Annotated in this window: 25 protein-coding genes; 14 read left to right on the forward strand and 11 right to left on the reverse strand. The window is 47.4% G+C overall.

Annotation, left to right across the window (positions count from 1 at the left end; translation table 11 throughout):
- Positions 1–42: 42 nt before the first annotated feature.
- Positions 43–942, forward strand: a complete 900-nt coding sequence (gene xerD / locus ERE07_RS03080; protein WP_130007325.1) for a site-specific tyrosine recombinase XerD — start codon at positions 43–45, stop codon at positions 940–942.
- Positions 943–957: 15 nt separating this feature from the next.
- Positions 958–1,452: a Cys-tRNA(Pro) deacylase gene (gene ybaK, locus ERE07_RS03085; RefSeq protein WP_130007326.1), complete on the forward strand. Its 495-nt coding sequence runs from the start codon at positions 958–960 to the stop codon at positions 1,450–1,452.
- A 35-nt stretch (positions 1,453–1,487) separates the two neighbouring features.
- Here the strand turns inward: ybaK and ERE07_RS03090 are convergent, their stop codons facing one another.
- From ERE07_RS03090 to ERE07_RS03140, 11 genes are all read right to left on the reverse strand, one after another.
- Positions 1,488–2,462, reverse strand: coding sequence for a tripartite tricarboxylate transporter substrate binding protein (locus ERE07_RS03090; protein ID WP_130007327.1), 975 nt, complete (start codon positions 2,460–2,462; stop codon positions 1,488–1,490).
- Between the two features lie 62 nt (positions 2,463–2,524).
- Positions 2,525–3,106, reverse strand: a complete 582-nt coding sequence (locus ERE07_RS03095) for a DJ-1/PfpI family protein (RefSeq protein WP_130007328.1) — start codon at positions 3,104–3,106, stop codon at positions 2,525–2,527.
- A gap of 12 nt (positions 3,107–3,118) precedes the next feature.
- Complete coding sequence (locus tag ERE07_RS03100; protein ID WP_130007329.1) at positions 3,119–3,436, reverse strand: Rieske (2Fe-2S) protein; 318 nt, start codon at positions 3,434–3,436, stop codon at positions 3,119–3,121.
- Between the two features lie 108 nt (positions 3,437–3,544).
- Entirely contained in the window at positions 3,545–4,603 is a 1,059-nt protein-coding gene (locus ERE07_RS03105) for an FAD-binding oxidoreductase (protein WP_130007330.1), read from the reverse strand.
- Positions 4,604–4,638: 35 nt separating this feature from the next.
- Positions 4,639–5,910: a TRAP transporter large permease gene (locus ERE07_RS03110; RefSeq protein WP_130007331.1), complete on the reverse strand. Its 1,272-nt coding sequence runs from the start codon at positions 5,908–5,910 to the stop codon at positions 4,639–4,641.
- 30 nt (positions 5,911–5,940) lie between these two features.
- On the reverse strand, positions 5,941–6,477 hold the full coding sequence (locus ERE07_RS03115; protein ID WP_130007332.1) for a TRAP transporter small permease: 537 nt from the start codon (positions 6,475–6,477) through the stop codon (positions 5,941–5,943).
- A 60-nt stretch (positions 6,478–6,537) separates the two neighbouring features.
- A complete protein-coding gene (locus ERE07_RS03120) occupies positions 6,538–7,719 on the reverse strand; it encodes a TRAP transporter substrate-binding protein (RefSeq protein ID WP_130007333.1) in 1,182 nt (393 codons plus the stop codon).
- A 21-nt stretch (positions 7,720–7,740) separates the two neighbouring features.
- Positions 7,741–8,199 (reverse strand): nuclear transport factor 2 family protein, encoded by a 459-nt coding sequence (locus tag ERE07_RS03125; RefSeq protein ID WP_130007334.1) that lies wholly within the window; start codon positions 8,197–8,199, stop codon positions 7,741–7,743.
- A 53-nt stretch (positions 8,200–8,252) separates the two neighbouring features.
- Positions 8,253–9,434, reverse strand: a complete 1,182-nt coding sequence (locus tag ERE07_RS03130; RefSeq protein ID WP_130007335.1) for an aromatic ring-hydroxylating oxygenase subunit alpha — start codon at positions 9,432–9,434, stop codon at positions 8,253–8,255.
- A gap of 40 nt (positions 9,435–9,474) precedes the next feature.
- Positions 9,475–10,272, reverse strand: a complete 798-nt coding sequence (locus tag ERE07_RS03135) for an IclR family transcriptional regulator (RefSeq protein WP_130007336.1) — start codon at positions 10,270–10,272, stop codon at positions 9,475–9,477.
- 294 nt (positions 10,273–10,566) lie between these two features.
- Positions 10,567–10,878 carry a hypothetical protein gene (locus ERE07_RS03140; RefSeq protein ID WP_130007337.1) on the reverse strand — a complete coding sequence of 104 codons (312 nt, stop codon included), beginning with the start codon at positions 10,876–10,878 and terminating at the stop codon, positions 10,567–10,569.
- A gap of 354 nt (positions 10,879–11,232) precedes the next feature.
- Between ERE07_RS03140 and nusG the strand changes: the two genes are divergently transcribed.
- From nusG to ERE07_RS03195, 12 genes are all read left to right on the forward strand, one after another.
- The gene (gene nusG, locus ERE07_RS03145; RefSeq protein WP_130007338.1) at positions 11,233–11,805 is read left to right on the forward strand and encodes a transcription termination/antitermination protein NusG; all 573 of its coding nucleotides are present in this window, start codon (positions 11,233–11,235) and stop codon (positions 11,803–11,805) included.
- A 343-nt stretch (positions 11,806–12,148) separates the two neighbouring features.
- Complete coding sequence (locus ERE07_RS03150) at positions 12,149–13,357, forward strand: polysaccharide biosynthesis/export family protein (protein ID WP_245153375.1); 1,209 nt, start codon at positions 12,149–12,151, stop codon at positions 13,355–13,357.
- Positions 13,358–13,619: 262 nt separating this feature from the next.
- Positions 13,620–15,845, forward strand: a complete 2,226-nt coding sequence (locus ERE07_RS03155; protein ID WP_130007340.1) for a polysaccharide biosynthesis tyrosine autokinase — start codon at positions 13,620–13,622, stop codon at positions 15,843–15,845.
- Between the two features lie 1,336 nt (positions 15,846–17,181).
- A complete protein-coding gene (locus tag ERE07_RS03160; protein ID WP_130007341.1) occupies positions 17,182–18,369 on the forward strand; it encodes an MATE family efflux transporter in 1,188 nt (395 codons plus the stop codon).
- Positions 18,370–18,437: 68 nt separating this feature from the next.
- Complete coding sequence (locus ERE07_RS22160; RefSeq protein WP_130007342.1) at positions 18,438–18,893, forward strand: serine O-acetyltransferase; 456 nt, start codon at positions 18,438–18,440, stop codon at positions 18,891–18,893.
- A 1-nt stretch (position 18,894) separates the two neighbouring features.
- Positions 18,895–19,410 (forward strand): hypothetical protein, encoded by a 516-nt coding sequence (locus tag ERE07_RS21800; RefSeq protein ID WP_209021067.1) that lies wholly within the window; start codon positions 18,895–18,897, stop codon positions 19,408–19,410.
- A 17-nt stretch (positions 19,411–19,427) separates the two neighbouring features.
- Positions 19,428–20,054 carry a glycosyltransferase family 4 protein gene (locus tag ERE07_RS21805; protein ID WP_209021068.1) on the forward strand — a complete coding sequence of 209 codons (627 nt, stop codon included), beginning with the start codon at positions 19,428–19,430 and terminating at the stop codon, positions 20,052–20,054.
- A complete protein-coding gene (locus tag ERE07_RS03175) occupies positions 20,051–21,877 on the forward strand; it encodes a heparinase II/III family protein (protein ID WP_130007343.1) in 1,827 nt (608 codons plus the stop codon). Before ERE07_RS21805 ends, ERE07_RS03175 begins: the two co-directional genes overlap by 4 nt.
- A 29-nt stretch (positions 21,878–21,906) precedes the next feature.
- A complete protein-coding gene (gene wecB, locus ERE07_RS03180) occupies positions 21,907–23,055 on the forward strand; it encodes a non-hydrolyzing UDP-N-acetylglucosamine 2-epimerase (protein ID WP_130007344.1) in 1,149 nt (382 codons plus the stop codon).
- A 23-nt stretch (positions 23,056–23,078) separates the two neighbouring features.
- A complete protein-coding gene (locus tag ERE07_RS03185; protein WP_130007345.1) occupies positions 23,079–24,299 on the forward strand; it encodes a glycosyltransferase family 4 protein in 1,221 nt (406 codons plus the stop codon).
- A complete protein-coding gene (locus tag ERE07_RS03190) occupies positions 24,296–24,928 on the forward strand; it encodes a sugar transferase (RefSeq protein ID WP_130007346.1) in 633 nt (210 codons plus the stop codon). The genes ERE07_RS03185 and ERE07_RS03190 overlap by 4 nt, the downstream gene beginning before the upstream one ends.
- A 3-nt stretch (positions 24,929–24,931) precedes the next feature.
- On the forward strand, positions 24,932–25,594 hold the full coding sequence (locus ERE07_RS03195) for an acetyltransferase (RefSeq protein ID WP_130007347.1): 663 nt from the start codon (positions 24,932–24,934) through the stop codon (positions 25,592–25,594).
- Positions 25,595–25,596: the final 2 nt, after the last annotated feature.

Genomic DNA, 25,596 nt, shown 5'->3' on the forward strand with positions numbered 1-25,596 from the left:
CGCTAACATCGATAACAACATTCATACTGCAGAAAATCGCCAGTGCCCTATACGCCGCCCGCCTCCATCGACCAATTCCTGGACGCCGTCTGGCTGGAAGATGGCTTGGCCGCCAACACACTGGCCGCTTACCGGCGCGACCTCACCGCCTTTGCGCAATGGCTGCATGGCAAACTATCCAAATCCCTGGAACAAGCCGACGCCGCCGATATCCAGGAATGGTTTGCCGCCCGCCACGCCGTCAGCAAAGCCACTACCGCCAACCGCCGCCTGGCGTCCCTGCGTCGCTACTATCTGTGGGCGTTGCGCCATGGCCTGGTGCAGCAAGATCCTTGTCTCACCCTGCATACCGCCAAACAGCCTGCTCGCTTTCCCAAAACCTTGTCCGAAAACCAGGTGGACGACCTGCTGCAAGCCCCCGACAAGGACAGCACGCTGGGCCTGCGCGACCGGGCCATGCTCGAAACCCTCTACGCCACCGGCCTGCGCGTTAGCGAACTCATCACCCTGGGCCTGCTGGACGTCAGCCTGACGGAAGGCGTCGTACGCGTCACCATGGGCAAAGGCGGCAAAGACAGGCTCGTGCCGCTGGGCGCCGAGGCCCAACACTGGATAGAGCGCTACATGCAAACCGCCCGGCCCGCGCTGTTGGGCGCACGGCGCTGCGACGCCCTCTTCATTACCGCGCGAGGCGCCGCGATGACGCGGCAATCCTTCTGGCTGATCGTCAAGAAGTACGCAGCCCTGGCCGACATCCACGTACCCCTGTCGCCTCACATTCTGCGCCATGCTTTCGCCACCCATCTGCTCAACCACGGCGCCGACTTGCGCGTGGTGCAGATGCTGCTCGGCCATGCCGATATCTCAACCACCCAGATCTATACCCACGTTGCGCGCGAGCGGCTCAAGGCCCTGCACGCCAAACACCACCCACGCGCCTGAGCGCCCGCCCCATCCATGAGCAAAGAAAAACACGTTTCCGAAACCCCCGCCACCCAGTTGCTCAAGAAAAGCAAAGTGGCCTACACCGAACACCCATACGATTACGTGGACCACGGCGGTGCCACCGAAGCCGCGCATCAGCTCGGACTAAACCTGCACCAAGTCGCCAAAACACTGATCATGGAAGACGAGAACGCCAAACCGCTGGTCGTGGTCATGCACGGGGACAGAGAAGTATCCACCAAAAACCTGGCCCGCCAGACCGGCGCCAAGCGCGTTGCGCCATGTACCCCTGAAACCGCGCAAAAGCACTCCGGCTACCTGGTGGGCGGCACGTCACCCCTGGCAACCCGCAAGAAAATGCCTGTATGGATAGAGGCCAGCCTGTTGCCCTACCGCACCATTTACGTAAATGGCGGGCGACGCGGCTACCTGATCGGCATCGCGCCCAGCGAGCTCGTCAGGCTGCTGGGCGCGAAGGAAGTGAATGTCGGGTTGGGAAAGGATTGAAATCCTCGCTTAGCGCCACACAAAAACGGTGCGCATCAGGGTTCTTTTTTCATCACTTCGGTGGCAGTCGCCCCCCAAACACGCACATTCTCATTGAAAATCGCTTGCCACTCGGCAGGTGAAGTAGGCGGCGCGATGGGAACCGTGCCGCTAGCAAAAATCAACCTGCGTATGTCCGGCGTCGCCAGAATCTTGTTAACCGCTGCATTGAGAGTATTGGTTATTGCTGGGGACAAGCCTGCAGGGGCAAACAATCCAAACCAACCCACATCATCGTACGGCACGCCAGCTTCAACAAGCGTGGGCACCTCTGCCAGCGTCTGAGCCCGCACAGGCCCGGTTATCGCCAATGCCTTCAGCCTCCCCTCTTTGACCATAGGCATCATGGAGATCACATCGAGAATACCGATGGACACCTGGCCAGACATCAGTTCAGTGATTGCCTCGCTTCCGCCCTTATAGGGAATATGCAGCATTTTTATGCCCGCCAGCTCCTGTATTTTCTCTCCGGTGAGATGGGGCGGAGAGCCGACGCCAAAGGTGGCAAAAGATATGCTTTTGTCGTTTTCCTTTGCTGCGGCGATAAGATCGGCAATCGAGTTCAGTGGCGAATCCGCACGCGTTACCACCAGCAGCGGCACCATGGATATTTGCGTTATCGCAGTGAAATCCTTGATGGGATCAAAGCTCAGGTCTTTGAAAATCGCGGGACCGATCGCAAACGGCGCGGATGTCATCAACAGGGTGTAGCCATCGTTTTTGGCGCGCGCCACAGCGGCCGCGCCGATATTACCGCTGGCCCCACTGCGATTCTCCACAATAACCGGCTGCTTCAATTCCGCGGCCAACTGCTCTGCAAGAGCGCGGGCCATGATATCCGTGCCCCCGCCTGGCGGAAAAGGCGCCACCAACTTGATAGGCCTATTGGGGTAGGTGTCGGCATTCGCACCCGAAAGCGCACCCAAAATGCCGAGCACCACCCCGACTACCGTTTTAGTAAACCAGCTCATTTGTCTCTTCCTTTTGTTTTATGAATATTGTTTTTTACTTATTGCAGGCGTATCGAACCTACTCAATCATGAGTAATTTTTGTTCCCAGCAATGTCATGAACTGAGCAATCCACGCGGGGTGGGAAGGCCAGGCAAAAGCGGTCACCAAATTACGATCGGTAATCGCATCATTCATCGGAATATCAACATATTCGCCGCCCGCAGCTGTCACCTCGGGCGCGCAAGTGTTGTAGCAGGCGCATTTGTACCCTTTCAATACATCAGCCGCACTCAGAAGCTGAATCCCGTGGCAGATGCAGGCAACTGGTTTTTGGGCTTCGAAGAAATAGCGGATCAATGACAGCACTTTCGGGTTCAAGCGCAAATATTCTGGCGCCCTACCACCCGGAACAACCAAGCCGTCATAAGATTCCAGGTCTATTTCGTCAAATGAAGCGTTCAATGTGAACCTATGGCCCGGTTTTTCGCTATAAGTCTGCGCGCCTTCAAAGTCATGAACCGCCGTCATGACATAGTCTCCTGCAGCCTTGTCCGGGCACACCGCATCTACCTCATACCCGACCGCCTGGAATGCCTGAAACGGCACCATCGCCTCATAATCCTCGACATAGTCCCCAACAAGCATCAGCAATTTTCTGGTCATTTCATTCACCTATTAAGTGTCTACGCTTACGTAGACGACACCCTCTTTTAAACTCGTCTTGTATATCTGAATCGGCTTCTCCGCGGCGCCCAAGGGATTCCCGGTTTCAAGATCCCACTGCCAGAGATGCTTGGTACAGATCAGCCGGGATTTTTTCAACAAGCCATTGCAAAGCTTTTCGTCCATGTGCGGACATATGGCCTGCGCCGCAAAGAACTGCTCGCCATTTCGCATCAGAACGATGTCAAGCCCGTCAATATGCTTTTCTACAATGTCGCCATCGCTTATTTCATTTTCTTCGCAGGCTTTAACCCAGTTGATACTCGTCACGAATAACCTCTATTAAAATATGCAGGGCTTTCCTTCCACTGCTTGCTATGACAAAACCGCTGCTTGTGAGCTTTCGGAGTCCGGGCTTCGGCCTGAAGCCACCTCAGGTCAAACAAAGCTATCGCATTTGACATCCGCCAGATCAATCTCTGTGTTGATCATCAGTTGCCTGACCGTATAGTCAACCATTGGCGGCGGCCCCGAAATGTATACTTCCTTGTCCTCCCAACTGATGCTGGCATCATTCACAATATGATCAGCCGGATAGCCTTCAAAGAAATCAACATGCGGGAACTGGACGCTATCCTGAGCGCTTGGCGCGACATCGCTGCAAATGGCAACCTGGATATTGGGGTGGGTGGCCACACAACGATTGAATACCCTGATCAAATCGACTGGAGATGTGTCTCGAACGCCCCAGAAGATCGTGAGCCGACGATGCTGTGTGTATTGCGTTGAAATGGCCCATTGCAAGGCAGATAAAGCCACCGACACGCCCGACCCACCCACCAACATGACGAGCTCTTTATCTGGTTTGGGAAGCACATACGCCTTGCCCAGCGGACCATATCCGCGCAGTTCTCTGCCGATGCTGTTCGCGTCACACAGCAAGGGCGACACCGCCCCATTGGGGTTGCATGAAAGAATGAATTCCAACTGACGCGAGTTTTGCTCAAAGTTTGCGACCGAATAAGCTCGAGCCCGGCCCCCGGCCTTTGCATCCAGCATCACATACTGGCCGGGTAAAAAACGGACGGCATCGTCAAACTCAACCAGCAAACGATGCAAGCCAGAGCCCAATGACTGCACATCCTTGAGCAGTGCGACGTAATGTTTGGGCGTAGGCAATTCGGCCGGTGCCTTGTCGTCGCAAGACGCCTCGAATATGCAGTCAGTCACTGCGTGGCTCTGACACAAATGCACCTCGGGGCCCACGCTTGTTTGGCCCACTGGATGCGAAACCTGTATGAAGTCAGCGCCGGTATAGACGTTCAGCGCCCCTTGAACGAGACGCGCCTTGCAAGAACCACAGCTGCCACTTGCGCAGTGATAGCTGAGCGGTACAGACTGACGCAGCCCGGCCTGCAAGACCGATTCACCTTCAACGGCAACCGCTGCGTAATCGTTGACCTTGCTCTTGAATAAAATACTGTGTTCTTGCTGCATCAAAATGCTACCCTTCGACGAAGTCTCGATTTCATCTATACGAAAACAAGGCTGATATATGGGAATGCTGCCACGATGATCCAGGCAATCAGGATTGGAATAATCATTCTCACAATCTCGAACATCAATTCCCCGTAATCTATCTTCATGGTCATTGATGTGATGAACAAATTCAGGCCATGCGGCGGGCTAATAAACCCTATGGATGCGCCAATAATGAAAATCATGCCCCAATGCACGCCGTTCAATCCGATCTCTGTTGCAATGGGCGCAAAAATGGGTGCAAGAATCAGAATTACCGCAATCACTTCCATAAAGGTGCCAAACAGGAGAACGATGCCCATCATTACCGCAAGCGTAAGCGTCGCACCATAAGCCGACGACAGCTCCACCAACTGCACCAAGATCAAATCCGGAATCTCCATCACCGAAAGGATTTGCTGGAACTGAATAGAGAAAACAACGATCGGCCCGATAATCCCGGTAACCGAGGCACTTTCCATCAGGATTTTTGGTATGTCCCGGATGCCGAACTGGCGTACCCAATACAGCCCGATGAGCGCGCAGTAGATGGTTACCACGCCCGCGGCTTCGGTCGGGCTGAAGAGACCTGAATACAGGCCCACAAACAAAAGGCCAATGGCAATGAACGCGGGGGTCGCGCCCAATACGGAAGCGCCAACCTCTTTAAAATAGCTTTCCGTCGATCTGGATGCTGGCTCGTACTCACGCGTACGCATGATCGACACGACGAAAATGAACAGCAATATCAGCAAACCTGGCAATATTGCCGCCAGATTCAACTCCACAGGTGAGACGTTTACCGTCAGGCTATAAATGATGATGATGGTACTGGGAGGAATAAGCCCGCCCAGAATCCCACCTGCCGCCACGGTTGCGCCGCCTCTGCGCATGGGGATATTGGCCCGCTTGAACTCCGGGGCCATCAGCTTGCCCATCGTGGCCGCGGCAGCTGCACTTGAACCACTGATGGCGCAGAACATGCCACTGGCCAGCACCGAAGTAGCCGCCGTTCGCCCCGGCACAGAACGAATCAGCGCACGTGAAAACTTGACCAATTGCTGTGACACGCCGCCCGCGGTGAGCAGATCCCCTGTCGCGATGAACAAAGGAACAGCCAGGAACGTATAGTTTTTTAGCGAGTCGATGGATGACAACCCAATATTCATCAGCGGGTAGTCAATGATCCAGTACGACGTTGCCGCTACCCACACGGCAAGTAACAAAACCATCGGGGTGCCGAGAACGAACAGCGCTATGCACAAGAATGAAATGAGAAAGAGCATAAATAGTTCCGATAATGAATTTCAGTGGGCTCAAGCGCTTAGAAAATCGGTCGTCCGCTCACTTTCGAGGAAATTCCACTGAAACAGAACCAGCCACAATCGTTGAACAATCCTGAACATGGAAAATGCCCAACCCAAAGGCACGCCCAGATTAATGATCCATGCGGGGATTGGCGTTCCCATGATCAATTGCTCAGTCGCATAGTTGCTCGAGATCAGTTCGGCCGTGCTCCAGAACACCACCCCGCCAATGATCAACCATAGAATGGCGTCGATCACTTCCAACACTCTTCTGACGGAGGCCGGCAGAGAGCTTCTGATCTTCGTGAAGCCCAAATTGGTTCCGTAGCGACAATGCCTCGCCATAGCGAACCAGGAAAGCCAGATAAACGAATACATCGCAATCTCGGGCCCCCAGGTTGCCTGCTGCTGGAAAATGGCCCGACGAATGGTCTCTCCACCTACCAGGCAGATCAGTATCAGGTAACTGACTATCATCACCGAGTTCTCAATCTTCAGAAGAACCCGGTCAAGATTAGCGTTGGTACAGAACGTCTTCAGCTTCATCGCTTCCCGCCGTTTTTAGTTTTCAAGTTCGTGGCGCTCCGGCCAACTGGACACGCTTGCTCAGGTCCACCATTTCTCGGCGACCAACTCTGTGCTCGATGCGCTTTCGGCGTACTCGCTCAGGGCCCCGTAGACATCGAACCGCGCGACCCCATCAAGCTGCTTTCTCAGATTCGCATACAGTTGCGAGTTGTTTTCGACCGAGCCACGCTCCTTGAATGCTGCGTACTGCTCAGGGCTCAGCTTGATCTGGCGGATCTTGCCTCGTTGATACGCAGAATCAGGCGATGGGTCTGGCCCGATCCCCACCAGCGTAGACTCCGCAAGCGTTGCGGTTTCATAGGCGTGGACCATGGTCTCGTAGGCAGCTTCGTAGATCAGTTCCTGCAGGCGCTCGGGCAATTTGTCGAAGGTTCTGGCGGCCATGAAAATCATCGAATAGCCCGGACAGAACTGGACATCAATATCCTGAGACAAGACCGAATACATGCCGAACCCGGCAGCCGCGCTTGGGTAGGTTTCGGTCGCGTCCACCAGCCCGGACTTCAGGCCCTCCAGCAACTCCCCCCACGCCAATGGGATCGGCGCCATCCCCATGCTCTTGGCGAAATTACTGATCATCTCGCTATTCGTAATTCGGATCTTCGCCCCGTTGAGGACATCCGGCGATGTAATATCCGCGGCCTCGGCGTATTTTTTCCCCATCATGATGTTGCGCATGCCACCGCTCGCATACAGCGGCACTACGCCATACTTGTCTCGCAGCACATCGCGATACAGGCGGTTCGATGCTTTACTCAACAGAAAGTTATGGTAGGCGACCCTGCTCTTCCATAAGAATGGCCAGTCCAATGCGACGGAATACGGCATGGTCGTGCCGGTATTCTGAAAGGTGGAGGAACCCATGTGCAGAATGCCATTCATCACGCGCTGCGCACACTGATCTTCAGAACATGCCTGGGCTTTATCAATCAGCTGAATTGCAATTTCGCCATCCGATTTGCGATGAACACGCTCGACGAAATCGTAAATACCTGGCGCCGTGTACTCTGCCGCTGCGGGCGTGTAGATCGTTCCAAACCTGAAGCGGTACGTCGCCTTGGATTCCGATTTGGCGAGCGCACCAAACGGCGCCAGGGCCGCGCCGGCGCCGGCGCCGGCACTCAAAACCGTTCCCAGGCCAAGACCGGTCAATTTGCGCAGCGTGCTTCTGCGTGCCGTGTTGTGATTATGGTGTGTCATAACATTGTCCCCATGGATTTGTTAGATAGGCACATGAATACCTGGCCCAAGATTGCGCGTTTGCAAATACACTTTGCGCTCCAGCAGGCGAAGCTGATCCTGCTTGCGTGTGATCCTGTCGCTATAACTACCTACTGCGAACAGCTTGGTCGTTCCAGACTGATCGGTGTGCATGACCATAATCTGAGAGCGCACCTCATAACAGTTCTCCCCACCGTCCTTGATCCGTATCATGCTGATATTTCTGGTGAAGTTTCCCTTCATACGGACATGCTGATGAATCAACAGCATGAGGTTGCGTATTTCCTTGTAATCATGGTCAAGCCAGACCATCTCCTTGCCCAACTCCGGGCTGAACGCGCCCACCTGATAATGAAAGCTGGCATCGCACGACGACAGGAACTCTTCGTACAACTCTTCGTCCAGCTTTTCTGATAAGTGATAGAGAAACTCACTAATCTCTTCGCGATAACCGCTCATTACTGACCGCTCCACAGTGTTTAAAATTTACGGAAACCTATACAAGAGGCAGATCACCCCAAGGGATTACTGGCTGACCTGCCCATCATGCGTCCCCATACTCGATAGTAGGCACGCATAATTTCGTCGTCCTGAGCCTTGATTCCCTCGTGCCGGGCGAACAGTCCCCACTTGGATGCTTCGCGGCGATGCGTTTCCGAAACGGTTTCAACAAAAATGACGTCTTCCGCCAGGTTTCTTCCTAACGGACCCCAAATCTCGTTGTGGTGCTTGACGCGCACCTTGCGGTCCTCCTCTGGCTCACCAAGAATTCCCAAGCCGCGCTGCTCAAGCAAGGTGATGCCTGGAGCGATAGGCGTAGTGGTATCTATACGGATCGCCGTGGCCCGGACCAGAATGGTTGTATTGGGAAAAAGATCAACCAAGCGCAACTCGCCGGGCCCCAAACCAGGTAACAGGCATCCAGTTCGGCTTTCCCAGCCTTTGTAGTTGTCATACGAAACCTCCATCGGATCCAACGTTCCATGGCCGTTTTCGTGGATAGACCAGCTACGGTTGTGATAGCCGTCAGCAGCGATCGCGGTGGACCTATTCACGATGTGCCCCCATTCGTGATAGAGCTCCATGTTCGTTTCATGCCATTGCTTCCAATTGGCACTCATCGTGATCTGGTGATGATGGAAGACTTCCAGCGGCTTGGTTGTCATCACCTCTTCCAGGCAATCCATGACATTTCCGACGTGCTGATCAAACTCATCCGCCTCGTCGTCGAGATTGATAAAGAGCATGCCAAACTTGTTATGGCATCGGACACGGCGAAGCCCTTGCTCGCCTTTGCACACGCCAGACTGGGCATAGCCATCTTCGCGAGTGATCTCAATGCATCGCCCTTGATCGTTGAACGTCCACAGATGGAAAAAGCAGGTCAGGTTTTTGGCGTTGCCGCGAACATCCGTCACCAGCTTGGACCCACGATGCGGACAGGCGTTGACAAAGGCACGTATGCTGCCATCCTCGCCCCGAATAAGAAAAACGGGAATGCCTGCGTGATTCAGTGCGCGATAGTCACCAATATGAGGGATTTCGCTTTCATGACAGGCAAACTTCCAAGTCTTTGCGAAAATGTTCTGCAGTTCGTCTTCAAATACCTGCTGCGATGTGTAAATATCGACATCAACATAATGATCATCGGGGAGGTCTGGACGAGCAAACCACTGCTGGGAAGATCTGGACATTCTAAATTTCCTTCAAATAAGTGCGGGTATTGATGAGGTATCAAAAGAGCCAGTCGTGAAGCAGCTTGAGCGAACCCGATGCGGTTTGAATGCTCTTCACACAGCGCAGCATTTCCTGGATCAAGACTTCCTCCCGCGCAGCGTTCAACGATGCGCTGTCCACAGTCAATGTGATGCAGCCCACGGTTTTACCGAGCACCGCGACCGGATACCCAAACGCAGAGACGCCGTCATAGGCTTCATTCTTGGAAACGCAATAGTGCTGCGTTCGAATTGCCTGAATCTCAGCTGCCATTTCGTCATGCGTGGTAATGGTGGAAGGCGTGTGCGCCTGGTATGGCTCCTGACCGATCAGATCGGCCCAATTCTTTTCTGGAATCGTGGAGAGCAGCAGCTTTCCAGATGCTGATCCGTGCGTCGGACTCCTCAGCCATGTCTGGTAGTTGGGCGCCAAGAGCCGTTGACCAATCACAAAATCCTGTACCAGGCGCTCATGCCCAATAAACAGCACAAATGCCGACGTTTCGCCCGTTCGCTCACGCAACTCTTCAATCGCCGGCCTGCACGCCAGCCTCACCTGGGTGATAGGGTGCTGGAAGCTCAAAGGCGCCAAGACTTGGGGCGCCGCCAGATAACGCTTGCCCCCAGGCTCCCGGACGACATGGCCCAGTTCAGTCAGTGTTCCCAACAGTCGATGCACGGTGCTGGGCCCCAGCCCTAGTTCGTGCGCGAGCTCGGCCAGACTCAGCGGGCCCGGCGCGTCCAACAAGGTACGAATGATCAGGAGACCTCGCTCCAGGGAGCCGACTGCACCCTCTTTTTTATTTTGCTCTGACATTTTTCCCTGAAATTCCATATACCGGAATATTTATTCCATTAGTTTGAAAAATTATGCCGCTTTTATGGCGGTTAGCCATATACGGATTAACCCTAGTTGGTGTAACCCACCCTGGCATTTGCTTGTCTTTCTAGCTGGCGAACCGCTATTTACTTATGGAGAGGGAGGATGGCGGTAAGCGGCAAACAGCCGCGCCAACGCAGCGCGCCCAGCAAGCTGGCTAAGCCGCTGGGCGCGAAACACGTGAATAAGAGGGAGGACCGATCGATTCCGGAAAACGTGGGGATTATGTGCTCAAGCGAGTCCACCCACCTGGTGATAACACAGACATAACACACCACCCGCCATCAAGGCGCTCGCGTAGCCGGCGTCCCTGGCAACCAGGCGGCCAGCATCCAGATAGTTATACAGCGTCTTCATGGCCGCTGCGGCGAAGAGGCTCAACAACACGATCATCCCTCCTTCTGGAAGAAGAAACGCAGCAATCGCCACACCGGCGAGAAAATGACCTAAGGCTTGCAAGATAGAAACTCCAGCAACGCCAGCCATGCGGTGACATGTACTGCCCTGAGCCTGTCTGGCAAACCCATCCGTGTGAACACTCATCGCCTCAGCCTCCCGACCTGTTTTTTGTTTCTTATTGTTTCAAACGTACAGCGGTTTCACCAAAAACGCTAGGGGCTGGATGGCGTACGACCATCAACATATGGCGGCGCATAAAGTCATCTATTGGACGGCCATTTCCCGCATACGTTTGCGACGATCAACGCCCCACCCTCCGCCTTTTTCCTCATTTACGTACAGTCGACTTTGGTATAGCCATATAGCTTTTTCGTCTTAGCGTCGGGGTTGCGCATCTTATAATGTCATCAAATCTGGGGAGAATAATGCCGCCTGCTGGCCATGCTTGGTCGGGGGCTACTTATCCGACAGCAAACCAAAAACATAGGGGCGTCGATCATGCCAGTCAGTTTGAAAAGGCGACCTCAACTCGCGGAATCTGCCGACCAACAATCCCACGAGGGGATAGCCCACGACCAACAGCCGCAGCCTTGGTACCTGGCTTATACCCGACCGCGGCAAGAAAGCATCGCGCTTGCCAACCTGCAGGCTCAGGGCTTCAATGTCTATCTGCCCATGTATAAAACCTATAAAAAACAAGAGCTTGGATATGAACCCATGTTTCCCCGGTACATTTTCCTGCAGCCTTGCAGCCCCAATCAATCTCTCGCGACCGTACGTTCTACACGAGGCGTCACGAACCTGATCAGGTTCGGCATTGAGATCGCCACCGTGCGGCTCACCATGCTCGATGCCATACGCGCACTCGAGCGACGACGCAACGAAACCCCTGAAACCGAGCTCTCCACCTTGCGCCCAGGACGCCGCGCCCGTGTGTGTGACAGCCCGTTTAGCGGCCTGGAAGGCCTTATCTCCGCCGTGTCGTCCAAGCGCGTGACGCTGCTGCTCGAAATACTGGGGCAACAACGCGAACTGAAAATATCCCCCAGCAAGCTGGAAGCTCTGGACTGATCTGAGGATCTCTACCGCCATGCGGCCTAATAACAACGGACAATTGATACGAATAGAAATACAAATTATTCGCATTCCCTTAAACTGACAGTGTCATCGTAGTAATATTACAACGCCAATTCAATACCAGATGTGAGCAACATGGGTACTGGCCTTGTTTTAGCAATACGCAGTAACATTCGAGTGCCACTGACACCAATCCGTCATTCAGGAATGCGCTAATACAGCGTTGGAAGCGTTTACGCCCATAAACCTATCGGCCTAGTGTTTTCGCCTAATTTCGGGCGAAAATGCTGCGGTAGCCTGCGCGCTTGTTTATCATGAAGCTCGCTTTCCAAGAATAATGCCCGGGTTTTACGCCTGTTTTCGGCAAATCAACCATCAAAAAGACCAAATGACAGCATCGACCTTGCCCGAATCCCGTCTTTCGCAGCGCATTGTGCGCATAAGTGTAATTTCTGTAACGGCTGCTTTGCTCTCCGCCTGCGCGTTGTCGCCCGGGATGCATATGGGAAGCCCCCAGAATGTGCAAAGCAAGCTTGATGAGCAGGGAGATGAAGCGCCTCCGGGGGTGCTGATTAATATTACGCCGCAATTGTTGAAGCAACAGCGGGCGGCGATGGCAACGGACATCAGTCCCGATGTGAGGGCACTATTCGGCACGCCATCGCCTTATACGATTGGGCCTGGCGACATACTTAATATTGTGGTGTGGGATCATCCGGAACTGGCATTGATGCCCATCACCTCCACCCGAGTGCAAGGGTCACCTAGCCAGGCGGATATTGGTAACGGCTATAACGTCAACGCGAACGGGCAAATTCAGTTCCCGTATGTGGGCGCCTTCAACGTGCAGGGCATGACCGAACTCGAAGTCCGCAACGCCTTGACCAAAAAACTGGCCTCTTACGTTAAAGATCCGCAAATTACGGTTCGGGTGCAGTCCTATCGTAATCGGCGTGTCTATGTAGATGGCGAGGTTCGCACCCCAGGGCTGCAAGTCATGGATGATCTACCGATGACGTTGCCCGAAGCACTGAACCGCGCAGGGGGTTTTACCAAAGAAGCAGATCGCTCGACGATTATTCTTACTCGCAAAGACAAATCCATGCGGGTCGACTTTCCAACGCTCATGCGCTTGGGTATCAACCCCAACAAGATCATGTTGGCCAATGAAGACATGATTCGCGTGCGTAGCAGTGAAGAGAATAAGGTTTTTGTGATGGGTGAAGTGCTGGATGCTCGCACGCAACCTATGCTTGATGGCGACTGGACGCTGGCCGACGCATTGGGCGCCGCAGGCGGTCCTAATCCCCTTACAGCTCACGCCAATCAAATCTATGTCATCCGGAAAGGAAATAATGACGACGCAGAGATTTATCACCTGGATGCAACCAAGCCAACGGCTTTTGTGCTTGCTAACGGATTTCAGTTGAAATCGGATGACTTGGTTTATGTTGATCCAGCGAGTGTAGTTAGGTGGCAGCGTGTGATTAGCAATATTTTGCCTAGTTATGCGGCGGTGACTGCGACTAGAAACGCGACACGCTAACTCCAATAGAAAAAACTTGAGATTTAATGTGTAAGCATGCTTGTAAAAACTCAGTAATATAACGATATTAGAATTATTACTATTGAATTAAAAATAAAAAATTTACTTAAATAAAATTGTACATTAAGACAAGACAGCATAGCTGAATTTTGATTCTCCTCCAAGCACCGATCAAACTCTCATTAGATCAATCCAAAAATTGATTACGAACAGCTCTTTTGTGCTCGTTATTTGACATAAAGTATAAATCCGAATTTTCCTAATGAATAGCGAAATAAATACTATATCCCCCTTGGTCTCTATACAAGACGAACATACGATCAATTTTTTTCGAATAATTGACATAATATTAGAACAAAAATGGCTAATTTCTGGAATTGGACTACTAGTCCTATGCATAGCTGCAAGCTATGCATTTATTAGTCAGCCAATATACCAAGCAAATATGCTAATACAAGTAGAAACGAACTCTAATAACACTGCCAGTAGCTTAGGCGAAATGGCTGTGCTATTTGATGTTCAATCCCCCGCATCGGCGGAGATGGAAATTTTGAGATCTAGGTACGTTATAGGGAAAGCTGCAGACGATTTAGCTCTATACACATACGCTAGACCAGATTATTTGCCAATTATTGGAGAGTGGCTGGCAAAACGAGCAACATCTCTATCAGATCCTGGCTTTTTATGGTTTGACGGTTACGTAACAGGAACAGAATCAATCGCAGTTGAACAGCTAGACGTATCCGAAGCTCTAAAGGGCAAAGAACTATTACTCGTAGTTACTGACGACGGTTATCGCCTAAGCGGGCCAGACTCGACTCCAATCGCAAACGGCAAAGTCGGAATAATTAATACCTTCAATTTCGAAGATGGGAATGGAAAGTTATTAATTAAAAATATTAATGCTAAGCCCGGAGCTCGTTTTCTTTTAAAAAGCTTTTCACGCTTGAAGACCATAACAGATCTTCAAACACAATTGAATATTGGGGAGAAAGGAAAGCAATCAGGCATAATAGCTGTCACTTTAAAAGGACCAGACCCAAGTAGAACATCAGAAATACTCAATTCAATTGGTCAGGCATATGTGCAGCAAAATATCGAGCGCAAGGCTGCTGAAGCAGAAAAAACATTATCGTTTCTTGATGATTTTCTTCCTCAATTACGACAACAGATGAGTATCTCTGAAGAGAAATATACAGAATTTAGAGATGCGCATGGAACATTCAATTTAGGATCGGAGGGCGAATTATCGTTGCAAGCTTCAGCCAACTTGCAAACTAAACTGCTGGAGTTAGAACAAAAGCGACGAGAATTAATGCCAAGATTCCAACCTAATCATCCTGCAATTAGAACAATTGATAATCAAATCGTTGCCATTCAAGATGAACTTCAGAAAATAGAAAAAAATGTTAAAAAAATGCCTGACATCGAGCAGCAGCTACTGAGCTTAATGCGAAATGTAAAAGTCAATAGCGAAATGTATGTTAATTTATTAAATAGTGCGCAACAACTTCGACTTGTAAAAGAAGGCAAGGTGGGCAATGTCCGTGTGATTGATACGGCTGCAAAACCTGAAGTCCCTGTCAAGCCTAATCGCCTTCTAATAATTGCGTTGGGTGCTTTCTTCGGTCTACTCGCAGGAGTATGCACTGCAATCGTTCGTGCTTGGTTAAATCCAGGGGTAAAAGACCCTGCTGAAATTGAATCAGCTTTAGGCATGCACGTATTCGCCACTGTCCCGCATTCCTCGTCTCAAGCAAAATTTCATCAGCTCGCTAAGATGAAAGAACCAGGCAACCACGTCCTCGCGACAAAAGAACCGCAAGACCCTGCAATAGAGAGTCTGCGAAGTTTAAGAACAGCACTCCAATTCGCACTGTTAGAGGCAAAAAACAACCTTATCCTCTTGAGCGGCCCGACCCCGGGAATAGGAAAATCCTTCACAAGTATGAATTTCGCTGCAGTGCTTGGCGCAGGGGGTAAGCGGGTGATGCTCGTAGACGCCGATATGCGAAAAGGCTATTTGAATCAATACGTCGGCTTGCCACGTCAACATGGCTTAAGCGAACTAATCAGCGGCACAATCACATTAGAACAAGCTACACATAAAAATGTAATAGCAAATGTAGATGTAATAACTACGGGCGTACTTCCCCCAAACCCTACTGAGCTGTTACTTTCTAGCACGACGAAAACGTTATTGGAAAAACTTTCGGACCTTTATGATTATGTACTAATCGATACTAGCCCCATACTTCCTGTAGCTGATGCTTTAGTACTAACACCTTTTGCAGGCACAATATTTTTGTTAGCCAGAGCTAACGTATCCACCATTGGCGAACTTGAAGAATCTATAAAACGCATTAAACAGACAGGAAAACAAGTCAAAGGAATCATATTTAACGATCTAGTTCCTACTACACTTCGATACGGCTCTCGTAATGGTGGTTATAAATATATGAATTATAATTACAAATCTGAATCCTAAGCAGTGCAATGTTTATATATGCATCTCCGAAATTTATAATAACGTCAGCCGTCCTTAATGCTTTAGCTATCCATTCCGCGACTTCATGTATTTAATATCTTTCGCCACATATGTTGCAATTCTCTTCATGCATATTAAATACGGGCGAGAAATGTTATTTCTATGGCTTGCCATTTCATTCAATTTCTATATACCAATATACATTGATGCCCAAACAGCAACCGGATCCACACACGCTATAGAATACGCTTTATTTTTTTCAGCTGTATTCAACGCGAGCTACATTGTGTTTTTTGCGATTATTTACTCTGTTACGCACTCAAAAAAAACGATTACGCCTATTTCTGAAAACCTAAGAGATGAAACTAGGACTCATAATGCAATCTCAGCTATTTTTCTCATTACTACCGTCATAGCCTTAATTAGCATATATGCAACTAAAGGAACGGTCTTTAATGCAGGATGGCGCGAATCGAAAAATATTCCATTTTATTTACCACTTATATACATTTATTATTTTTCAGCGATTTCAATTTTTTCCTCAGTAATAATTTACAAAAAATATATTAATGCAATAATTCTATTTTTACTTTCTGTCGGGTTCGTATTAGCATTTAAATCGCGCAGTTTAATGCTACCAATTATATTCCCGTTTATATTCTACTATATATTTATACGAAAATCATATATAAAGTTCGCGGTTTATATAGTTTTATTTTTAGCATTGTTTTTTACTCTTCAGCAGCTACGCTACGTAGGCATTGATGATTTCTCGATCGAAACATCGACAACAAACATTATAAATATGATTTCCTCCGGTGAGGGCGAGCTATCACTAATAGATTCATTCTATTACCTTATCGACCATGGAAATGATGTGGTCGGCTTCGGTGAAGGGTGGACAATTTCAAGAATTATTTTCTTCTATCTTCCCACGGGATTTCTAGGAATTAAGCCTCCGGACTTTTCATACGAAGTCTGGAATTCTTATACAGGCATATACAACGTCGGAGGAAGTATGCATCCGACCATGTATGGAATGTTTTATGGAAATTTCAAATCAGCAGGAAGTTTTGCCTCGATATTTATAGCTTGTTTTTACTTGATCTACTTCAAGGCAAAGCAACGATTTGGAATAAGTAGTCTCTATCTACTATCTTCATTTTTAAGTGCGTCGATACTAGTGGCTAGAGGAAGTATCTATAATGGTTTCGTAGTCTTTATGACGGGCATACTACTATTGGCCATCGTCCGACTGTACGTGAGATTTACATCCCTAAAATGATCTCACTTATGAGAAAAGAGAATTCTTGAGCACGCATCTATAATTATTCAAATGATTGGAATAAAATCGCCATTAATTGGAGTTGGTCTATCAGAAGCTGTAGCACGTAGCTGCAGCTGGTTATCTTTAGCGTTATTGCCATTCTTTATTTCCCCCTCGGACTACGGGAAGATAGTCCTATGTTATTCTCTGTTAATGACTTTGTCACCACTTGTATTAATGGGACAAGACAGAGAATTATTAAGTGCAAAAACTGAGAATATAGCTCTCGAAGCATTCTCGGCAGCTACTGTATGCATGATCACTTCAGCGATATTATTCTTGCTTGGAGCCGGAAGCATACCATTTATCCCTGAAGCTCCTTTATATCTATTATATATACCGCTAGTTGCGCTTCTTTTATCATTAAATAAGATTCTACTTTGTACTTATCGAACTCAGAGCAAATTTTTGCAATTTTCAAAAAATAGGCTGCTGTATGCCTCAACGCGATTGATTTTGGTTGTTACGTTGAGCAGCTATACTGGCAGTACTTTTTTATATCTTCTTGCAGAATCATTTGCCGCAGTTTTTACAAGCCTGAAGGTATTTTCAGTAGCCTCATGGTCAAAAATTAGCTTCTACACGCTAAGAATTAGAATTAGCAAAGGACTTCCTATTGCGTGCCATGGAATCTCTGGAATACTTTTGTCCATGTCGGATCGATTTATTTTAGCTCACTATCTAGATTCTGATGCTGTCGGGCAATACTCTTTCATGTATACCTTCACTTCGGCACTGACGTTCGCATATGCGGTAATAGCAATTGTATTTGAACCAAAAATATATAAATCGAACTCGATTCTAGAATTGAGCAAAACCACCACAAAATGCGTGATATATATGATATCTCTCGGCTGCGTTTTGTCCGTTATATTATCAGTGTGTTACTTTATTGCGACGATCTATTTAGAAGAATATACTTATAATCCTCTGATTTATTGTGTGCTCCTTGCAGCCCATCTTATTATGCCTTTTTATCTAGTTTCCAATTACACATTAATTAAAATTGGCCGCGCAAAATTGCTGTTTTTTAGCAGCCTAATCGCAATGATTCTCAACGTTGCTCTTAACGTCTTTTTAATCCCTAAATACGGTATTACTGGAGCGGCGTATTCGACTTTAGCAGGCAACCTAGCGCTTGTTGTTGTTGTCCAAACCATGCGCCACAAGAATATTTATAAATTCAGCTGGACTTAACGTAGACATCAATTAAAACTATAAACGATTATTTCGGATAATGTTGATATTTTTTTATTAAGGCACACATGAATGCAATCGGTTTATTCAGATTGTCTAATTTCTTATATAGACATAAGATTCCATTTTTACCAAAAATTATAAAAGGAGTGAATTTCATTTTATTTAACAGCGTAATCCCCTATTCTTGCGTAATTGGAAAGAAGTCGAAGTTTGCCTACGGTGGAATTGGAGTTGTATTGCATTCAAAATCAATTATTGGCGAAAAGGTAATTATCGGTCAGAATGTAACTATTGGACGTCAACTAGATCCGATGGGAGTGCCCAGAATTGGGGACAATGTCTATATAGCTGCAGGCTCCCGGATTCTGGGCGACATTACTATCGGAAGCAATGTGATTATAGGTGCTAATTCCGTCGTAATAAACAGCGTTCCCGACAATACAATCGTTGCTGGGGTGCCGGCAAAAGTGATAAAAACAACTTCGGTCGATATTTATACACTCCTTAAAAACATATATTGATATGAGAGTAGCTTTTTTTCAGCCTTACCTGGCAAATTGGCGTATTCAATTTCTAGAATACTTTATTGAAAACTCTCATCACGACGCAATAATATACGATGGTGGATACAAACCAAAGAATGATACTAAATCAATAACAGGAAATACCGTCCCATTTCCCTATAAAAAATTACGATCAGTTTCTCCAACCATCCACTACAAGAATCAGAAATATCCTTTTTATTTTTCTCCGTTTCTATTTTTTTCGCTGGTAAAAGATAGGCCAGAGATAATCATCACTGAAGGTGAAATTAATTTTCTAAATAATTTATCGATATATGTTTATTGCAAGCTGTTCAAATCTAAATATATCTGGTGGAGTTTAGGAAAAGTAAGAACTAGAAAGAGAAATTTTCTAAACAAACTTACCGACCCTATTATTAATTTTTTACTTTCTCGTTCATCATGCGTAATGGCAAGAAACACCTTAGCAAAAGATTATTATATTTTAGAAAAAAAATACGGCACAAAAAAATAATTGTTGCTCCCAATAGTATGAATGAACAGCGGGCGTTAGCTGAGATAGATCTATCTTTAGTCTCAAAGCTGAAAAGTGCAAAAAATGGGCCGGCTATTTTGTATGTCGGTTCTTTGATTAAATCCAAACGCCCTATGGATCTTTTGTTATCGTTCAGAGATGTGTTGTTAGATGTTAATATTCATCCAGATACTCAATTATGGTTTGTTGGAGCTGGGCCTGAATTGCCTGAACTGGAACGTCGTGCCCATGAAATGTGCATATCGTCTAACGTAAAGTTTTTTGGCAAGATATTTGAAGGGGTTGGTAACTATTTTTCTGCCGCAGACTTAGTAGTAGTCCCCGGACTCGGTGGTTTGGTAATAAACCATGCAATGATATTCGGCAAACCGGTCGTTTCGCGGCCAGCAGATGGCACTGAGAGAGACCTAGTAATCGATGGTGAAACGGGGTTTCTTTTGAATGATTACGATATATCGAATCTAACACATGCCATTGTAAAATCGTTGCACTCGGAAAAACTAATCTATATGTCTGAACAAGCGAGAAGATTAGTAGCCGAAACGTGGAATATGAAAACCATGCTTCTGAAAGTGCATGAATGCGTGGCATACGCCGAGAACAATGACTCCGATCTCTTATGATACTTGTCAAAATAAGAACTTTATTTTTGTTAGGCTTACGTAATGTCGCACGCGTCTTAATTTATCGGTTGAGCATAAAGACGAAAATTAATCCAGTATTACGTCTGAAAGCTGATATTCCTCATCTGCCTTTCTTTTTTGATCTGACACCGGATTTAACGAAACCGAAGGCTCCCTATTTTTGGACTCGTCGCGCATTGTATTTCGGATTTCATGAAGTATGCGTTGATGCCACGCCGCCATGTTGGCATAATGATCCATTTAAGAACGTGACAATCTCGAATTTCCGAAATGACTGGTGGGCCATTCCGGATTTCGAGACAAACGTTACGGATATCAAAGTAATTTGGGAAGCATCTCGGTTTGATTGGGTTATCTCATTTGTTCAACGCGGTATTTTAGGTGATCCTACTGCTTTACATAAATTAAATACTTGGATCGACGACTGGATATTGAACAATCCTCCCTACAAAGGGGCTAATTGGAAGTGTGGGCAAGAAGCCTCAATTCGCGTTATACATTTAGCTATGGGTGCATTGTTAAGTAACCAAATTGCTAAGCCGTGTTTATCTTTGTTATCATTGATTGAAATACATTTAAAACGCATAGCACCTACCATTGATTACGCACTCGGTCAGAATAATAACCATGGCACTTCGGAGGCGGCGGCATTATTTATAGGTGGTGGATGGCTAGCTACTCAAGGAAACGTTTCGGCAAAACGCTGGGAGACTCTAGGGCGCAGATTACTAGAAGATAGAGTTGAACAATTGATTTCACCAGACGGAAGCTTCTCTCAATATTCATTGAATTATCATCGGTTAATGATGGATACACTATCCATCGTCGAATTATGGCGCCGTAAACTTAATCGTCCTCGATTTGATACTCTTTTTTATCAAAGAGCATGTGCCGCGGCCGTCTGGCTAGACCATATGTTAGATATAGAGTCGGGAGATGGGCCAAATTTTGGTGCTAACGACGGGGCACATTTGTTGCCCATAGTTGATACAGACTATAGAGATTATAGACCCAGTGTTCATTTATCTATGACGCTCTTTGTTGGTTGCAGTAGATATAATGAACAACAAGCATCTAAAGAACTTCTGCGCTGGCTTGGTCTAGTTCCTCCCACTTTGGATACTTCAGTTCAACGCTCTGTAGTATATTCTGATGGGGGGTATGCGGTTTTAAGAAGAGAACGCGCTCTCGCACTGCTACGCTTTCCCAGATTTCGCTTTAAACCCAGTCAATCTGATGCGCTTCACCTGGACTTATGGGTTGATGGTCTAAATTTACTTAGAGATGCAGGAAGCTATAGTTATAACTCCTCATCGGATTTAATGCATTATTTCTCCGGGACACACGGCCATAATACTGTACAGTTTGATGGCAGAGATCAGATGCCAAGAATTAGCCGTTTTCTATTTGGAGACTGGCTAAAAACAAATTGGATAAAACCACTTTTGATTTCCGAGAAGAATGATACTTTTGGCGCGGGCTATAGGGATAGAAATGGAGTTTCGCATAAGCGCTTACTGGAACTGCACAAAAATCACCTGACTGTTACAGATAATATATCAGGATTCAAGGATAAAGCTATTCTTCGCTGGAGACTGGCTCCCGTCTTATGGGAGCTACACGGCCTCACAGCCCGCAGTAAGCGTTATTCTCTTGAGATTACATCGAATCAACCGATTGACCGTTTCGAACTGGTTGATGGGTGGGAATCTCTATACTATCTTCATAAAACGAAACTGCCTGTGCTGGAGCTTGAAACTCATTACGATGCATGCATCACTACTATTATCCGCTGGACCTAAACCCTCAAAATTCCATCTAGAAATAATTTATGTTAATCGACATTATTGCCGGCGCACGCCCAAATTTCATGAAAATAGCCCCGATAATCAGGGCTCTCAAGGCGCGAGAAGCCGAAGGTGGCATCCTGCGCTATCGCCTGGTTCACACCGGACAACATTATGACGCCAAGATGTCCGGCGACTTTTTTGAACAATTGGGCATCCCGCTACCTAACGTCAACCTTGAAGTCGGTTCTGGCACCCAGGCTGAGCAGACTGGCGGCATCATGATCAGATATGAAGCGCTGCTGTTGGAAAAGCCATCAGACCTCTGCCTTGTAGTGGGAGACGTTACATCAACCATGGCCTGCGCCATCACCGCACAGAAGCTGCATATCCCAGTCGCGCACGTGGAAGCGGGCATCCGATCGGGCGATTGGAGCATGCCTGAAGAAATCAATCGTATGGTTACGGACTCCATCACCAATTGGTTTTTCACCACAACTGTAGAAGCAGACTGCAACCTGCTCAAAGTGGGGATTCCTGACGACCGTATTTTTTTCGTCGGCAATACGATGATCGACACCCTGCTCGCCAATCAGGATAGATTGCGTGCACCTGATTTTTGGCAAGATCTGAATCTAAACGGCAAAGACTATTTTGTTGTCACACTGCACCGTCCTGCCAATGTAGACGAGGGCACATCGTTCTCTAAATTGCTGAGTGCCATTGCAGTAGGCACGCGGGGCCTGCCTGTAATATTTCCCGTGCATCCCCGCACGGCCAAGACCTTGAGGGAGCTACGGGGTTTTCCGTCTTCTATCAAGCTGGTAGATCCACAGCCTTATCTTGAGTTCAATTACATGGTCAAGAACGCCTTAGGCGTCATTACCGATTCGGGCGGCATCACGGAAGAAACGACCGTCATGGGTGTGCCATGCCTGACCTTGCGCGACACCACCGAAAGACCTGAGACAGTGACCGTCGGTACCAACGAGCTGATCGGCACCGATCCCGCCAAACTCACGCCAGCGCTTGACCGTCTTTTTGCGGGTGAATGGAAAAAAGGCGCAATTCCTGAAAAATGGGACGGAAACGCTGCTGTAAGAATTATTGCTCAGCTCGAAACACTGCTGATCGGCACGACGGAGCAGTCTGCGCCCCTCATGACCGACATCAACACACCGGCTAATGCCTGAACATTAACGACATTGATCATTTAATGAAAGTCCTATATTTTCACCAGCATTTCTCTACTCCAAAAGGATCCGCAGGTATTCGTTCCTACCAAATGGCACAGAAGCTGATTTCGCTCGGACACCAAGTGACTATGGTTTGCGGAAGCTATAATCGGGGAGGGTCAGGACTAAACAATCCGTTTAATAAAGGCATGAGACGTGGAGTTGTTGACGGTATAGATATTATAGAGTTTGACCTGGCATACTCCAATAATTTTGGCTTAACACAAAGAGCCGGCCAGTTTTTAAGGTTTGCTGCGCGTAGTGTTAAATTAATATTCACTGAAAACTATGACGGCGTGTTCGCCACCACCACTCCCTTAACTGCAGGCATTCCAGGTATATTTGCTCGATGGTTTCGACGTAAGCCATTCATCTTTGAAGTGAGAGACTTATGGCCGGAGTTGCCCAAAGCAATGGGAGTTATCCGCAACCCGCTTGTCTTGAAATCAATGTCCTTTCTCGAATGGGCAACCTACAGATCTGCTAACAAATTAGTAGGATTATCCCCCGGAATAGTCGAGGGAATTCGACGCAAAGGTATATTAAGTAAAAACATTGCGTTGATACCTAATGGTTGTGATTTAACAATATTTTCTTCTGACGCTGCACCATGGCGCCCTGCAAATGTAAATGAAGATGACTTTTTAGCGTTATACGCAGGCACTCATGGAATAGCAAATGGACTTGATGCGCTATTAGACGTCGCCGAACAGTTAAAAAATAGAAAACAAGATAAAATAAAATTACTTCTCATTGGGCAAGGAAAATTAAAAGATTCATTGATTGAAAACGCAAAAAAAAGAAATTTAGATAATTTGATTTTTCACGATTCTGTAAATAAGCAAAAATTAGCTGGGTTAATGAAGAGCTCGGATCTGGGCCTACAGTTACTTGCCAATATACCGGAATTTTATTATGGCACATCGCCGAATAAATTTTTTGACTATATTGCCGCCGGCCTCCCCGTGCTGAACAATTATCCAGGATGGATAAGCGATATGATTCTAGAAAAAAACTGTGGCTATACGGTACCGCCTGATAACTCAATTGCTTTCGCTGATGCTCTAGAACATGCTTTATGTAACAAACAAATATTAAAACAGATGGGTAGGAACGCAACAGCGTTAGCTAGAGAACAATTTGATCGGGATGATCTTTCCACATCCTTTTGCGATTGGCTCGAAGCAGCAATTCAGCGATGAAACGTATTTTTGATATTTTTTTTTCTGCGATGGGAATCATTATCTTGTTTCCCATCTTTCTCATAGTCGCCCTAGCAATAAAGCTCAAACTTGGCTCGCCAATTTTTTTTACGCAATCTAGGCCAGGTTTAAACGGAATTCCGTTTCAAATGATTAAATTTAGATCTATGCTAGATAGTAAAGACGCACAAGGCGAACCATTACCGAATGATCAACGACTTACTCGGTTTGGAAGAATACTGCGTTCATCAAGCTTAGACGAGCTGCCCGAGCTCTGGAATGTATTTAAAGGTGACATGAGCTTAGTAGGTCCTCGCCCCTTATTAATAGATTATTTACCTCTCTACACTAAAGAACAATTCAGACGGCACGAAGTAAAGCCAGGAGTTACTGGTTGGGCCCAGATTAACGGAAGAAATGCTATTAGTTGGGAAGAAAAATTCAACTTAGATATTTGGTATGTCGAAAATAGATCTATTTGGTTGGATAGTAAAATAATTATTCTAACAATCAAAAAAATCCTGATCAGAGAAGGAATTAATTCTTCGGCTGATCAAACCATGCCGCGATTTACAGGGGCTCCTTCCGACCTAGTTAGTACTACCGAAAAAACTGATACAGAGCGATGAATAATGAGTGATTCAATATTTGCGGTGTACGGGGCGAGCGGCTTTGGCCGTCAAGTTATGCCTTTATTGAGAAGCCAACTAGACTCTATGGGTGTAGACTGTAGTAAGAAATTATTTTTTATAGACGATCAATGCTCACATAGCTGGATCAATGGGCATCAAGTATTAAGATACCAGGAATTTCTTAACTATAAGGCTTACAAGAAATACATAGTCATAGCCATTGCAAATAGCTTAATTCGTGAAAAGCTGGCAACTCAGTGCACCAATGACAACATTGCGTTCATCAACGTTGCAGCCGCAAATACGGTAATTTTAGACGACGTACAAATTGGCGAAGGATCTGTACTCAGCTCCTTTTCAATGCTCACCTGCAATATTAAAGTTGGCTGCCACTTCCATTTAAACCACTATAGTTACGTGGCTCATGATTGCGTAATAGGTGATTTCGTAACATTTGCAGCCGGTGTAAGGTGTAGCGGCAACGTTGTCGTAGGCGATCATGTTTATATTGGATCTGGGGCTGTTCTAAAACAGGGAACTCCTGACAATCCTTTAATAATTGGTAATAACGCCGTTATTGGAATGGGCGCTATCGTTACCAAGGACGTTCCCCCTAATGTGACGGTTGTGGGAAATCCCGCACGCCTGTTGTCCGTGGGCTAGCG

Source organism: Allopusillimonas ginsengisoli (assembly GCF_004153455.1).
In the GTDB taxonomy this organism is placed as follows: Bacteria; Pseudomonadota; Gammaproteobacteria; order Burkholderiales; family Burkholderiaceae_B; genus Allopusillimonas; species Allopusillimonas ginsengisoli.